General features: G+C 45.3%; 12 protein-coding genes and 1 tRNA gene. 7 read left to right on the top strand and 6 right to left on the bottom strand.

Features of this window, described 5'->3' with window-relative positions; translation table 11 throughout:
* Window positions 1-87 precede the first annotated feature (87 nt).
* From FOT42_RS07545 to FOT42_RS07555, 3 genes are all read left to right on the top strand, one after another.
* On the top strand, window positions 88-777 hold the full coding sequence (locus FOT42_RS07545; RefSeq protein ID WP_151889956.1) for a Crp/Fnr family transcriptional regulator: 690 nt from the start codon (window positions 88-90) through the stop codon (window positions 775-777).
* Between the two features lie 80 nt (window positions 778-857).
* Window positions 858-1,772, top strand: coding sequence for a universal stress protein (locus tag FOT42_RS07550; protein ID WP_151889957.1), 915 nt, complete (start codon window positions 858-860; stop codon window positions 1,770-1,772).
* 54 nt (window positions 1,773-1,826) lie between these two features.
* A complete protein-coding gene (locus FOT42_RS07555; protein ID WP_151889958.1) occupies window positions 1,827-2,774 on the top strand; it encodes a threonine ammonia-lyase in 948 nt (315 codons plus the stop codon).
* Here FOT42_RS07555 and FOT42_RS07560 read toward each other — a convergent pair.
* The 3 genes from FOT42_RS07560 to FOT42_RS07570 all read right to left on the bottom strand — a co-directional run bounded on the left by FOT42_RS07560 (window position 2,771) and on the right by FOT42_RS07570 (window position 4,973).
* The gene (locus FOT42_RS07560) at window positions 2,771-4,228 is read right to left on the bottom strand and encodes a PAS domain-containing sensor histidine kinase (RefSeq protein ID WP_151889959.1); all 1,458 of its coding nucleotides are present in this window, start codon (window positions 4,226-4,228) and stop codon (window positions 2,771-2,773) included. The two genes, FOT42_RS07555 and FOT42_RS07560, sit on opposite strands and share 4 nt — an antisense overlap.
* A 94-nt stretch (window positions 4,229-4,322) precedes the next feature.
* Window positions 4,323-4,712: a response regulator gene (locus FOT42_RS07565; protein ID WP_151889960.1), complete on the bottom strand. Its 390-nt coding sequence runs from the start codon at window positions 4,710-4,712 to the stop codon at window positions 4,323-4,325.
* Between the two features lie 179 nt (window positions 4,713-4,891).
* A tRNA-Leu gene (locus FOT42_RS07570) sits at window positions 4,892-4,973 on the bottom strand.
* A 97-nt stretch (window positions 4,974-5,070) separates the two neighbouring features.
* Here FOT42_RS07570 and FOT42_RS07575 point away from each other — a divergent pair.
* Entirely contained in the window at window positions 5,071-6,459 is a 1,389-nt protein-coding gene (locus FOT42_RS07575) for a dipeptidase (RefSeq protein WP_151889961.1), read from the top strand.
* Here the strand turns inward: FOT42_RS07575 and FOT42_RS07580 are convergent.
* Entirely contained in the window at window positions 6,456-7,034 is a 579-nt protein-coding gene (locus FOT42_RS07580) for a PhnA domain-containing protein (RefSeq protein WP_151889962.1), read from the bottom strand. The two genes, FOT42_RS07575 and FOT42_RS07580, sit on opposite strands and share 4 nt — an antisense overlap.
* A gap of 132 nt (window positions 7,035-7,166) precedes the next feature.
* On the opposite strand from FOT42_RS07580, the gene FOT42_RS07585 reads away from it, so the two are divergent.
* The 3 genes from FOT42_RS07585 (at window position 7,167) to FOT42_RS07595 (ending at window position 10,951) form a co-directional block, all read left to right on the top strand.
* Window positions 7,167-7,532, top strand: a complete 366-nt coding sequence (locus tag FOT42_RS07585) for a BlaI/MecI/CopY family transcriptional regulator (RefSeq protein ID WP_151889963.1) — start codon at window positions 7,167-7,169, stop codon at window positions 7,530-7,532.
* A 2-nt stretch (window positions 7,533-7,534) separates the two neighbouring features.
* Complete coding sequence (locus tag FOT42_RS07590) at window positions 7,535-9,742, top strand: M56 family metallopeptidase (protein ID WP_151889964.1); 2,208 nt, start codon at window positions 7,535-7,537, stop codon at window positions 9,740-9,742.
* A 108-nt stretch (window positions 9,743-9,850) separates the two neighbouring features.
* Window positions 9,851-10,951, top strand: a complete 1,101-nt coding sequence (locus tag FOT42_RS07595) for a DUF4407 domain-containing protein (RefSeq protein WP_151889965.1) — start codon at window positions 9,851-9,853, stop codon at window positions 10,949-10,951.
* Here FOT42_RS07595 and FOT42_RS07600 read toward each other — a convergent pair.
* The gene (locus FOT42_RS07600; RefSeq protein ID WP_151889966.1) at window positions 10,948-12,717 is read right to left on the bottom strand and encodes a MutS-related protein; all 1,770 of its coding nucleotides are present in this window, start codon (window positions 12,715-12,717) and stop codon (window positions 10,948-10,950) included. The genes FOT42_RS07595 and FOT42_RS07600 overlap by 4 nt on opposite strands.
* A gap of 5 nt (window positions 12,718-12,722) precedes the next feature.
* On the bottom strand, window positions 12,723-13,082 hold the full coding sequence (locus FOT42_RS07605) for an MmcQ/YjbR family DNA-binding protein (RefSeq protein ID WP_151889967.1): 360 nt from the start codon (window positions 13,080-13,082) through the stop codon (window positions 12,723-12,725).
* Window position 13,083: the final 1 nt, after the last annotated feature.

Raw genomic sequence — 13,083 nt, forward strand, 5'->3', positions numbered from 1 at the left:
ATACGATTCCTCATAAAAATATGATATTTATCAGTTTATACCCAATTACCAACCCTTAAATTTGTCCTCTCAGGTAAACTAATCCACATGGAAAGCAGATGTGAAAATTGTATCATAAGACAGTTCAATTCGCTCCGGGCCATGAGCAAGGAAGAATTGAAGACGGTATCCGACTCCAAGACCACAAAGATCATTAAAAAAGGCCAGCCCCTTTTTGAGGAGGGCGACAAGCTCAATGGGGTCTATTGTGTTCGCAACGGGGTCTCCAAACTTTCCAAACTAAGCGCAAACGGCAAAGACCAGATCGTAAAATTGGCCACCAAAGGTGAAGTTCTTGGCCAGCGCTCGGTAATAGCCGAGGAGAGCACCAATCTTTCCGCGATTGCCGTAAGTGATATGGAAGTCTGTTTTATTCCAAAGGAAAGCATTACCCACACCCTTCAAAGGAACCCCAATTTCACCTTGGAAGTGTTGAGGCACATGGCACACGACCTGAAGGAAGCGGACGATGTGATTGTGAACATCTCCCAAAAAACCGTGAAACAGCGGGTAGCCGAGGCCTTTCTATATCTAAGGAACAACTTTGGGGAGGACAAGGACGGCTTTTTGGCCCTTACCCTGTCCCGGGAGGACATCTCCAATGTAGTGGGCACGGCAACGGAATCTGCCATCAGGATCATTTCGGAATTCAAGAAAAAAGGGCTTATCCATACCTCTGGCAAAAAAATAGGCATTAAAGATGAGCGCAAACTCATCGAAATGGTGGAAGGCTTCTAAGGGACTTCCAAAACCTGACAATTGTCATAGTATCCCCATCGCCGCAAGGCTAATTTTATCGCATCTAAAAATTTCGTCAGATGCAAAGGATTCTCATACCCACGGATTTTTCGGAAAATGCCTGGAACGCCATTGATTATGCGATGCAGCTTTTCCGCAACAAGCGTTGTACTTTTTATCTGCTGAACACCTATACGCCCGTGATTCCGAGCAGTCGTTTCATGGCCAAAATGATCGATGGCGTTCGCATAGTGGATGCCGTGAGGGACACTTCTGAGAGGGGACTGCAAAAAACGGTGGCACGAATCAAGGACAAGTACAGGAATCCCAACCACAGTTTTGAAACGATTTCTTCCTTCAATCTTTTGGCGGAAGAGGTCAAGGACATTGTGGCCTCTTTCGGCATCCATTTGGTGATTACGGGAACCAAGGGAGCTTCCGGAGCGGATGAGGTTTTTATGGGGAGCAACACGGTCCGCATGATAAAAAGTGCCAAAAAATGCCCCATCTTGGCCATTCCCCATCATTTTGAGTTCGTTACGCCCACCGAAATCGCTTTTGCAACGGATTTTACCCGGTTCTATACTACCTCGGAACTATCGCCCCTCATCGAAATTGCAAAAATGTTCCGGGCCACCGTTCGGATCGTGCATGTTCAGTACAGTATCAAGGCTTTGACGGAACTCCAACAGTTCAACCTGAACATGTTGCGGAGGTATTTGGGTGGTGTGGAACACTATGTGCACACGGTCTCTGAGCTCAACTCGATTTCACAGACACTGGAAATGTTCTCCCAAGAACTGGACATCCACTTGCTGGCCATGCTGAACTACCAGCACAGTTATATGGAAAAAATGACCCGTGAGCCCATTGTGAAACGAACTGCTTTCCATACGCAGATCCCCCTGTTGGTCATTCCTGAATTGAGCATGGAGGGAATCTCTTCCGAGAAGGAGGAAGAGGAAGAAGAACAGAGTATACAGGCACATAATTGATCATCTTGTCCTTATCTTTATGTTTTCCCCGATACCATCGGGCCCAATAAGACTATGGACAAACAACAACTTATTGACTGTCACGAGCGGATAAAGCCTTTTATCCACAATACACCAGTGCTAACTTCCCATTTGATGGATGAGATGGCAGGGGCCCAATTGTTCTTCAAATGTGAAAATTTTCAAAGGATGGGTGCCTTTAAGATGCGGGGAGCGGCCAATGCCATCATGCAATTGACCGAAGGACAAAAACGGAACGGGGTGGTCACCCACTCCTCCGGAAACTTTGCACAGGCACTTTCCCTAGCGGCCCAAAGCCTTGGCGTAAAGGCCCATATTGTGATGCCCAAAAATGCGCCACAGGTGAAGAAAGATGCAGTTCGGGGCTATGGGGGCATCATTGTGGAATGCGAACCTACCCTACAGGCCCGGGAACACGAATCCAAACAAATTGAAGAAAAATACGGGGCCACCTTTATCCACCCTTCCAATGACGATGCGGTCATTTTGGGACAAGGGACCGCAGGCAAGGAGTTATTGGAACTACATCCAGACCTCGATTACGTAATCACCCCTGTTGGTGGTGGCGGGTTGATTGCGGGTACCGCCCTTGCTGTTGCCTATTTTGGGAAAAATTGCAAAACGATCGGTGGGGAACCTTTTGAAGTGGATGACGCCTACAGGTCGCTCCTGAGTGGGACCATTGAGGGGAACACGACCATCAACACTACTGCCGATGGACTTAAGACCCAATTGGGGGACCGAAATTTTCCCATCATCCAAAAGCATGTGGAGCGAATCATCCGGGTAACGGAAGAGGAAATTGTATCTGCCATGCGATTGATCTGGGAACGGTTGAAAATAGTCTGTGAACCATCAAGTGCCGTCGCCCTGGCCGCCATCCTCAGGGAAAAAGAAGCGTTTAAGAACCAAAAACTCGGGGTTATCATTTCCGGCGGAAATGTGGATCTGGACCATTTGCCCTTCCAAAAGAATTTTTAGTGGTGCTTCTCGAAGTGAACAATAAAAGTGGTACCGACCTCCTTCTCGCTCAACACCCCAATTTTTCCGTTCATGGCTTCTACTTGTGTCTTTACCAGATAAAGTCCCAGGCCCTTTCCTTCGGTAGCTCCACTGAGCCTTCCATACATGTTGAAGATTTTGCGTTCCTTCTCGGGGGTGAGCTCCATACCGATCCCGTTGTCCGACACCCTTAGGATGATGTAACCACTGTTCTCTTCAGTGACCAATTGGATGATGGGCGGCACGCCTTCCTTGGCATAGTGGATGGCGTTCAGGATCAGGTTATAGAAAATGTTCACCATATAGCTCTTAAGGCCGAATATGGTTTCTGCTTCGGAAAAATCGGTATTGACGGTTGCCTTTGCACGAATGATCTCCTCGGAGAGCAGACCATCCACATCTTTCATCACATCGGTCAATTTAATCTCCCTGAACCGCTCCCTGTCGGCATTTTTAAGGGATAAGGAAAGATTGAGGTCCTTTATGGTCTGGTCCAATGCCTCAGTGGTATTTTCTATCTTTCTTACAATGTCATCGTTCATTGGGTCCTTGCCCCAATCGTATATTTTGGACAACATCAACAGATTGGATATGGGTCCCCGCAAATTGTGCGATATGATCCTTACAAAGTTTTGGAGCTCATTGTTTTGTTGCACTACCTGTTGCTTGGTCATTACTTCCAAGGTGACATCCTGGGTAGTGCCCGCCATTCGCACGGGATTGCCAAGCTCATCATAAAATGTTCGCCCTTTTTGGTGTACATATCTTATTTCGCCATCACCAACAATGACCCTGTGCACAATATCGTGTATGGCGTTTTTCTGTATGCTCGTATCCACATCCTTTTGAAAAGCCTCCCTATCCTCTGGATGGATAATTTCCATCAGCGAGGCAAAGCTGGCCTTGAATTCCTTCGGGTTCTGATGAAAAATGTGGTACAGTTGATTGGACCAAATAATTTCGTCCTTGATCATGTCCCATTCCCAGTGCCCCACATTTGCGATGCGCTGTGCTTCCCTATACTTCCGCTCGCTGTCCCATAACTTATGGATATTGCTCACCTCATCCGTAATATCCTTCTGCCAAATGCAACATCCGGCCACTTCTCCAGATACATCGATAAAAGGCTGGAACGAAAATTCGTGCACATAGGTATGGCCCTCTTCCTCAAAAGTGTGCTTGGCAGTGGTGGCGTAACGGTTGAGTGCTTTCTCGCACCCCTTATTGCAGGGATTGAAAAAGACCCCGTTTTGGTATATGGACCTAAGGTCCATTCCTTTTATGGGTTTCCCCAATTGCTCTTTTTTGAACTTTTCCTCAAAAGAGGCATTATAGGCTGTTAGCTTATAGTCTTGGTCCATCGCCCAGACGACATCACCTCGATCTTCCACATTTTCGGCCTTGTTGTGTATGAGAACCTGTTTCCGCTTCACTGCTAAAATTTTGACCAAGTAAACTTGTCCCGGCAGATTGGGGGTGGGTCGCCAAGATGGATTGAATGTTCAGGGAATGATTTGTTTAAGGATTTTACTTGTATGAGCTTTGAAGATAGTCCTCCAAATGCTCTATACGCAAAGGCTTGGTTATAAATTCCTTGACGTACTTATTGAACTTCTTGGCCTCCAGCCTATCTTCATCGGATTCAGAGGAAGTCACGAGCAACACCTCATTGGTCCTTGGAAAATTTTCGAGTGTCATAAATTCCAAAAACTCGAAACCACTCATCTCGGGCATGTTGATGTCCAATAGGATCAATGTTTTCACATTAGGGTTATCCCTATATCGTAGATCATCGAGGGCCAATTCAGGATTGGTAAAAGTTTTTACCCGATCCTCCATTCCCATTCTCCTGAAGTGTATGGTGTTTACAGTGTTCACCAAATCTTCATCATCGACTAGATAAATTTCCTTGTACATAATCTGTGTAATACTCCTTTAGTTGATTTTTGGTTTGTTTCACGCAAGGTCGAAATAAATTAAACATTTTTTGGCATACAGCATCCTTTTCTTTCAAAAAATATTGTTTATCCCCTTCATGAAACATGTATAAAAACAAAAGAGCTTCCATTGGGGGAAGCTCTTTTTGTCTTTTGAAGTGCGGATGACAGGAATCGAACCTGCACACCTTGCGGCACTAGATCCTAAGTCTAGCGTGTCTACCAGTTCCACCACATCCGCGGAAAGGAGTGCAAATATAAATCAATTTTCCGATTTGCAAATCCGATACCTTGAAAAACTTGTTTTTTGTACTTTTAGTGTCCTTTTTAAAATCTATATGGAAGAAATCAACGATTACATCAACACCCACAAAGACAGATTTATCAGCGAACTTATCGAGCTACTCAAACTCCCCTCCATCAGTGCAGACCCTGCCTATTCACAAGATGTGCTGGAAACCGCAAAGGTCGTCCAAAAGTCACTCATCGATGCAGGTTGCGAGAACACGGAAATTTGTGAGACCACAGGTTACCCAGTGGTGTACGGCGAAAAGATCATCGCCCCGAACCTACCCACGGTCCTAGTCTATGGCCACTACGATGTGCAGCCACCGGATCCCATGAACCTATGGGACTCCCCTCCTTTTGAACCCGTCATCAAAAAAACCGACAGGCACCCTGATGGGGCTATTTTTGCACGTGGTGCCTGCGATGATAAAGGCCAGTTTTTCATGCACGTCAAGGCCGTGGAGTTCATGATCAAGAACAATGTCCTGCCCTGCAATGTGAAGTTCATGATAGAGGGAGAAGAGGAAGTAGGCAGCGACAGTCTTCCCAATTTTCTTAGGGAAAACAGTGAAAAATTCAAGAACGACATCATTTTGATTTCGGATACGGGCATGATTTCCAACGACACACCTTCCATAACCACTGGCCTGCGTGGACTGAGCTATGTGGAAGTGGAAGTGACCGGGGCCAACAGGGACCTTCATTCCGGGATTTATGGCGGCGCGGCACCCAATCCCATCAATGTGCTGGCCAAAATGATCGCTGCCCTGCACGATGAAAACAACCACATCACCATTCCCGGGTTTTACGATAAGGTACAGGTCATCTCCGATGCCGAGCGTGCCGAAATGGCCAAAGCACCGTTCAATCTGGAAAAATACAAGGAAGCCTTGGATATCGGCGATGTCCATGGTGAAAAAGGATATACCACTACGGAACGATTTGGAATACGGCCCACTTTGGATGTCAATGGTATTTGGGGTGGTTATACTGGCGAAGGTGCCAAAACCGTAATTGCAAGTAAGGCCTATGCGAAAATATCCATGCGATTGGTCCCTGATCAAGATTGGCATGAGATCACCGACCTTTTCACCAAATATTTTACCTCATTGGCCCCCAAAAGCGTGAAGGTAAAGGTAAAGCCACATCATGGTGGGCAAGCCTACGTGACCCCGATCGACGGTATTGGCTATCAAGCCGCCGCAAAGGCCATCGAGAAGACGTTTGGAAAAAGCCCCGTTCCGCAGCGCACTGGTGGAAGTATTCCCATTGTGGCCCTTTTTGAAGAGGTTTTTGACAGTAAGACCATTCTGTTGGGATTTGGTCTGGACAGCGATGCCATCCACTCACCCAATGAGCATTTTGGGGTCTTTAACTTCTTGAAAGGAATTGAGACCATTCCGTATTTCTACAAATATTATGCGGAGATGAAGGCCTAGAGCTTCTTCACGTATTTGGTTAGGATGACGATCTGTTGACCGTCCACCTTGCCTTCAATATATTCGGCATTTTCGCGATCCAGGGAAATCCGTCGCACGGCGGTTCCCTGTTTTGCGACCATGCTGGAACCCTTCACCTTCAAATCCTTGACGAGCACCACGCTGTCGCCGTTTTCCAATACAACCCCGTTGGAATCACGATGAACCACCATATCCGTGGCATCCTGACCTTCCCCGGTCGCCTTGGCCCAGGCCAAGACCTCATCATCCAAGTACATCATGTCCAACAGATCTTGGGGCCATCCTTCGGATTTTAGACGATTCAACATTCGCCAAGCCACTACCTTGACGGCATCGTGCTCGCTCCACATGCTATCGTTCAAACAACGCCAATGGTTGGAATCCATGGTTTCAGGATTCTCTATTTGGTTTTTACAAGTGGCACTTATCAAAATACTGCCATCCAATCCTCCTGTAGAAACAGGTGGAACCTCATAAATAACCAAGTCGTCGGCAGCCCCGCTTAGTTCGCATTGGTTTCCGCTCCTGTTCTGTAAATCTTCCAATAATCCCATGTTGTTGTATTTGTCGGCAAACTTAACATTTTTGGAAAGTAAAACATCCCATTATCAATTTTAACAAACTCTACATTTGTAGAATTAAAATATTTGTTCTATGTTTGTAGAGCAAAGTTAAAAATACCACAGATGCAATTGTCAAAAGCAGAAGAAGAATTGATGAACATTGTTTGGATGTTAAAGAAGGCCTACATGAAAGACCTGCTGGATGCCTACCCGGAACCCAAACCGGCCACCACCACCGTGGCGACCCTTTTAAAACGGATGGCAGACAAAGGTTTTGTGGCTTATAAGACCATTGGCAGAAGTAGGGAATACTATCCTTTGGTGAAAAAACAGGATTATTTTTCCAAGCACGTGAACGGGCTCATCAAAAACTTTTTTAACGATAGCGCCAGCCAATTTGCTTCCTTCTTTGCCAAAGAAACGAACCTGAGCAAAGCTGAATTGGAAGAATTGAGAAAATTGATTGACAACGAAATCAAAAAGAAGTAACTATGTTGGTCTTCCTATTAAAATCCACCGCATGCCTAGTCATTTTCTTGGCCTTTTATAAACTGGTACTGGAAAAGGAAAGCATCCACCAGTTCAAGCGATTCTTTCTGTTGGGCGCATTGATTGCTTCCTTTTTGATCCCTGCCGTGGTCTTTACCGAATATGTGGACGTGCCGGAGCAAATAGTTCTTTCAGCATCCCCTATTGCCGGGGAGATACCGAACACCACAACTGAACAAGTAGTTGCAGAAGAGTCCTATTTTGATTGGGAAATTGGATTGTGGACAGTTTACATTATTGGTGTTATCGGATTTGGATTTCGATTTTTAAGGAACCTGGCGCAAATCACGCTACGCATCCGTAAGAATCCCAAATTCAAGGAAAATTTTATCACTCGGGTCCTTTTAAGACAATCCCTACCTCCACATACCTTCTTCAACTATGTCTTTTTGAACCAAAGGCAGTTTGAGGAAAAACATATTCCCCAAGAAGTGCTTTTACATGAGGAGACCCATGCGAAGCAACGACATAGTTTGGATATCCTGCTCATTGAACTGGCACAGGTTTTTTTGTGGTTCAACCCTATCATTTATTTGTTCAAATCGTCCATAAAGCTGAACCACGAATTTTTGGCGGACAGGGCCGTGATCAGCAAGAATTGTGACCATTCGCATTATCAGAATACCATCTTATCGTACTTATCACACGATAGTTTTGAAAAATATCAGTCGACCGGCATTGCCAATGCCATTAATTATTCATCAATCAAAAAACGTTTTACAGTCATGAAAACAAACACATCAAGAAAATCATTTGTATTGAGGAGCCTGCTCGTGCTTCCGCTTACAGCCCTGTTATTGTTCGGGTTTAGCGAAAAACGACAAATTGAAAAAGAGACTTCCATTGACAAAGTCATTAGATTAGATCTTTTGGAAAATGGAAGCGTTCAATTGGGAAATGAAATCGTGCAATTGAATGAACTCTCAAAAATTTTAAAACAAGATTACTTACAAACATTTGATGCCAAAAAAACCAAGGTTGAAATGAATGTTGTGCAGCCGATACATTACAACGTCATAAGCGCTGTGGCAGAAGAAATAAGAACAACAGGAGTAGACCAAATTAATGTGTTTGCAAATGAGGTGATTATGGATAAAGGCCAATTCAAGGAAAATATTCCCATTACTCCCACCACAACTATGTTGAATGCCAACATGATGACGGTGGTCGGTAATAGCACAGAAAAAGGCGTCTCCCAATCCGACCTTAAGGTCTATAATGAATTGGCGAAAAAATACAACGCCATCCCGATTGAAAAAAGGACAATCCCTTTGGAAGATTTGAAAGAATTGGAGCGCATCTATCGAGAAATGGACGAAACACAAAAGGAGCATGCACTACCTTTCCCAGAATGTTTGCCAAAACAGGATAGTCAAAAAGCCATCGATTTCATTGAAATCCACATCAATAATAACGGTAAATTGTTATTTCAAGGCAAGATAGTTCCCTTGGAAGATTTAAAGGAAATGCTTTCCAAAGTCAACGAACATCTTTCCTATGATCAACGTAAAAAAACGGTCCGTTCGGTCATATACGTAGAGGCCAAGACTCCAAAAGATGTCATCCAAAAGGTGGATAAAATCATTGCGGAATACGGTTCTGCCACCATCAACATTGTGGGTCCAGAAACTTCCATGCAATCCAGTGCCTCCCGTGAGGAAATGAAGGAATACAATGCCTTGGCCAAAAAGTACAATGCCATGGACCAGAACCATATGATCATCAAAAAACAAGAGGTAAAACGATTGAAGGAAATCTATGGCAAAATGTCCAAAAAGCAACAGGAAGATGCCGAACCCTTCCCCAATTTTCCACCGCCACCACCGGCTCCCGATGCACCTGAACCTCCTAAAAATGTTCCAGCAATAGAGGCGGCTGTTCCTTCTCCTCCCAGTGTTGCGCCAGTTGAGGAACCAACTTCCGCACTACCTGCACCTCCTGCCCCACCAGAACCAAAGTCTCCATTGGAGCATATCAAGGAAATGGCTGCCAAGGGGGCAACTTTTACCTTTAACGGAAAAGAAATATCCAGCAAGAAAGCCATTGAGGTGGTTAAAGAGAACAAATTCATATATATCTTATCAATGACATCCGAAGGAGACCACCCTGTGGTGAAACTAGGTGCCAAGCCCATTGAAATAGAAAGCTAGTGGTCCAAGAAGTCTAATTATGTTAAAAGCCCCTTAATTGGGGCTTTTCATGTAACAATAGTTCCAAAATCACGTTCTAATACCCTATCAATCAAAGAGAACACGAACATGCTACAACGTTTTTTTATTTTTTGCTCTGGAGCCGACACTGAAATCTTAAAAACCTGCTCCAATGGCGAACAGAACAAATATGCCGGAATTGGTGCTACGGTATTCTTCACCGCCGTTATGGCGTTCATTGCCAGCGGTTATGCCCTTTACACGGTTTTTGACAATATTTACACGTCCATCTTTTTTGGATTGATCTGGGGGCTTTTGATCTTCAATCTGGACCGATATATCGTTTCCACCATTAAAAAGAGGGACAATTTTAAAAATGAGCTGCTCCAAGCTGCTCCACGTATCGTTTTGGCTTTGATCATTGCCGTGGTCATCTCCAAACCCTTGGAAATGAAAATCTTTGAGAAGGAAATCAACCAAGTACTTCTGGAAGAAAAAAATGCCATGACCTTGGACAACAAGGAGCAGTTGGCGCTTCAATACACCCCAAAAATGGCGAGCCTTAACCAAGACATTGCCAACCTGAAAGGGGAAATTGCCGCCAAAGAAGCAGAGACCAATGCATTGTACGACACCTATATTTCCGAGGCTGAAGGCACTGCGGGAACAGGTCTTTTGGGTAAAGGACCCGTCTATAAGGAAAAACGTGATAAACACGATGCCGCCTTGGCGGAACTCAACACCTTGAAAGAAACCAACGCAACCAAAATTACAGGCCTAGAAGCCCAAATTGCGGCCTTGGAAACGGATTACAATACGGCGGTGACCAATTCCCAACCCATCATCGATGGTTTTGACGGACTCATGGCGCGCATCAACGCCTTGGGCAAATTGCCTTGGTTCCCTTCCTTTTTTATCTTTTTGTTGTTCTTGGCCATTGAAACGGCACCTATCATTGCCAAACTGTTGGCCCCCAAAGGGGAATACGACTTCAAGTTTGAAGAGCAGGAAAGTGTGGTGTCCACTTGGGTGACCCAAAAAGTGGAGCAACGCAAACTGCTGTTGACCACCGATGGGGAAATCAATCAGCAAATCTATACCGACATCAAGAACGAGGAGGAATTGTACCAATACAAAAAGAAGAAAGCCGAGGAGCTGCTACGCTTGCAGGCCGACTCTTTCCACAACGTCCAAGTGAAGGGGCTTTAGTCCACAATCCCCATTTTTTTCAGGAGGAAAGAGGCATTCATGTTCTGGCAGATGCCTTCCTTAAAACGGTAGTCAAAATAGAGTTCCCCGTTTACGATCTGGGCATCAAAATAATGGTTTTCCACTTGGGGGAGTTCATTGGCCAAGGTGCATAGGCTCAAATCGTGGGTGGCGACCAAACCTGTGGCTCCCGAGCGCACCAATCGTTCCACAAACTTTTTGGAACCCTCGGCCTTGTCCACGCTATTGGTACCTTTGAGGATTTCATCCAAGACCACAAAACATTCTCCCTTTTCCAGTTCGTCCACAATGTATTTCAATCGCTTCAGCTCCGCATAGAAATACGAGGTCTCATCGGTCAAGGAATCCGAGGAACGCATACTGGTCAGCAGTCGAACAGGTTTGTATTTTACTTCTTTTCCATTGACGGGCAGTCCCATATTGGCCATTACAATTTGAAGGGAAACGGCCCGAAGGAAGGTACTCTTCCCGGCCATATTGGCCCCGGTCACAATACAAAATCGACCTTTACCTATGGTAAAATCATTTAAGACGTTCTTTTTTGAATCGACCAAAGGGTGTCCCATTTCCTTTCCGCTCAAAACAACTTCACCTTGCACCAGCGTTGGGTAGGTGTGCGTCGGATGGTTAAAAGCATAAGTACCCAGACTGTTGTAGGCATCGAACTGGGCCATGGCGAAAAACCACTCTTCCACCTCCTTTCCGTATTTTGTGATCCAAGATTCCACTCGATGGGCAAAATATAAGCTCCAGAGCAGTAAACCCTGTCCGAACATCAACACCAAAAGGTTGTTCTGCTGATCAAAAAGATCCAATCGTTGACCAAAGCTTTTCAATATTTGGGAAGTCCTTTTCCCCTCTGTCTCCAATTTTTTCTGAAGATCTTGCAAGAGCTCCGAGGTAAAGGTCTGCTCCTCCAGTTCAGAGATGAGTCGTTGGTGTTGCTGGATGGTTTCCTGCGCTTGGGACACATGGGAGGCAAACTTGAGAATGTTTTTGGAGAAACGTCCAACAACCCCAATTCCCAAAAAGTACCACATCAAAACCAAAATTTCGGGCACTATGCCCAAAATGGCCAGAACGATCCACAGCATGGAACCCAGCGCAAAAAGGGGCGCCACTATGCCGACCCATTTTGGGGTGAAGGGTTTGTGGTTTTTCATCCAGTTCGCTACCACCGCAGGAGCTATTTTGGGCTTGGTTTCCCCTGCCAGGGAAGAAAAATGTTGGCACCATTCCGGCAATCGTGCCAATTCTTGGATGGCTTTCTGCTTTTGGGCAATATCCTTTGGATATCCGTCCAACAAAAGCCCCGCAAAAACTTCACGCCCTTGCGGCAAGGTGGTCCGGTTTGCGTATTGATAAAAAGAGCCTCTTCCAAAAAGATCGAGATCCTGTGCATAGGGATGGTCCGGTTGTAAAAACTCCTTTCCATCCGGCAAATGATAGTAGCGCCGGTCCAAGACCTCCAATTCGTTCGTATTGATGTCGATGAGTCTTTGCAGATAGGCTTTATGGCGTTTAACGTCACTAAAACTGGTCACCAAATACAGAAACAGCACCATGCCCAAAGGCAACACCACGAAAACCATCTGGGTGTCCCACAGGAAATATCCCGCAACTGCCATGCCCACGAAAACGGACAAACGCAAAGTGGCCAAAAGGGACAATCGCTTTTTTGTCCTTTGAAGTGACTGTCTATGCTTTTCCCTTTGGGAAGTATAAAATTCTTTTAAATCTTGCATTAAATTCAACCTAAGTCTTTCAGCTCCTGTTGCAATTTCTTGGTCAATCCGGATACGACCAAATCATAGGAATGGTTAGTCAACTCCACTATCAATTGGAGCGGTAATTGTTCCAGGAACAGTGTGTTCCAATGGGTTTTGCTCATATGGTAACCGGGGACGATGCTTCCATCATAGGTTTCACGAAGCTCTTCGGACCGTTCAGGATCACATTTCAGGTTGCATTGGGAAGGAATGCGCTCCAAGGGCACCAAAGCGAACATTTTCCCCATTACTTTGAAAACCAAGGTATCGGGACCAAAGGGAAGTTCCTCGGTCACTCCTTTTTTGGCCAAGCAAAGTTCACGGAACGCTTCAATGTCCATG

Source organism: Flagellimonas hadalis, assembly GCF_007785775.2.
Taxonomy (GTDB): domain Bacteria; phylum Bacteroidota; class Bacteroidia; order Flavobacteriales; family Flavobacteriaceae; genus Flagellimonas; species Flagellimonas hadalis.

Bases quoted from the DNA above. Each gene is read 5' to 3' on its own strand.
- FOT42_RS07545 (WP_151889956.1), top strand. From the start codon at position 88: ATGGAAAGCAGATGTGAAAATTGTATCATAAGACAGTTCAATTCGCTC.
- FOT42_RS07550 (WP_151889957.1), top strand. From the start codon at position 858: ATGCAAAGGATTCTCATACCCACGGATTTTTCGGAAAATGCCTGGAAC.
- FOT42_RS07555 (WP_151889958.1), top strand. From the start codon at position 1,827: ATGGACAAACAACAACTTATTGACTGTCACGAGCGGATAAAGCCTTTT.
- FOT42_RS07565 (WP_151889960.1), bottom strand. From the start codon at position 4,712: ATGTACAAGGAAATTTATCTAGTCGATGATGAAGATTTGGTGAACACT.
- FOT42_RS07575 (WP_151889961.1), top strand. From the start codon at position 5,071: ATGGAAGAAATCAACGATTACATCAACACCCACAAAGACAGATTTATC.
- FOT42_RS07580 (WP_151889962.1), bottom strand. From the start codon at position 7,034: ATGGGATTATTGGAAGATTTACAGAACAGGAGCGGAAACCAATGCGAA.
- FOT42_RS07585 (WP_151889963.1), top strand. From the start codon at position 7,167: ATGCAATTGTCAAAAGCAGAAGAAGAATTGATGAACATTGTTTGGATG.
- FOT42_RS07590 (WP_151889964.1), top strand. From the start codon at position 7,535: ATGTTGGTCTTCCTATTAAAATCCACCGCATGCCTAGTCATTTTCTTG.
- FOT42_RS07595 (WP_151889965.1), top strand. From the start codon at position 9,851: ATGCTACAACGTTTTTTTATTTTTTGCTCTGGAGCCGACACTGAAATC.
- FOT42_RS07600 (WP_151889966.1), bottom strand. From the start codon at position 12,717: ATGCAAGATTTAAAAGAATTTTATACTTCCCAAAGGGAAAAGCATAGA.
- FOT42_RS07605 (WP_151889967.1), bottom strand. From the start codon at position 13,082: ATGGACATTGAAGCGTTCCGTGAACTTTGCTTGGCCAAAAAAGGAGTG.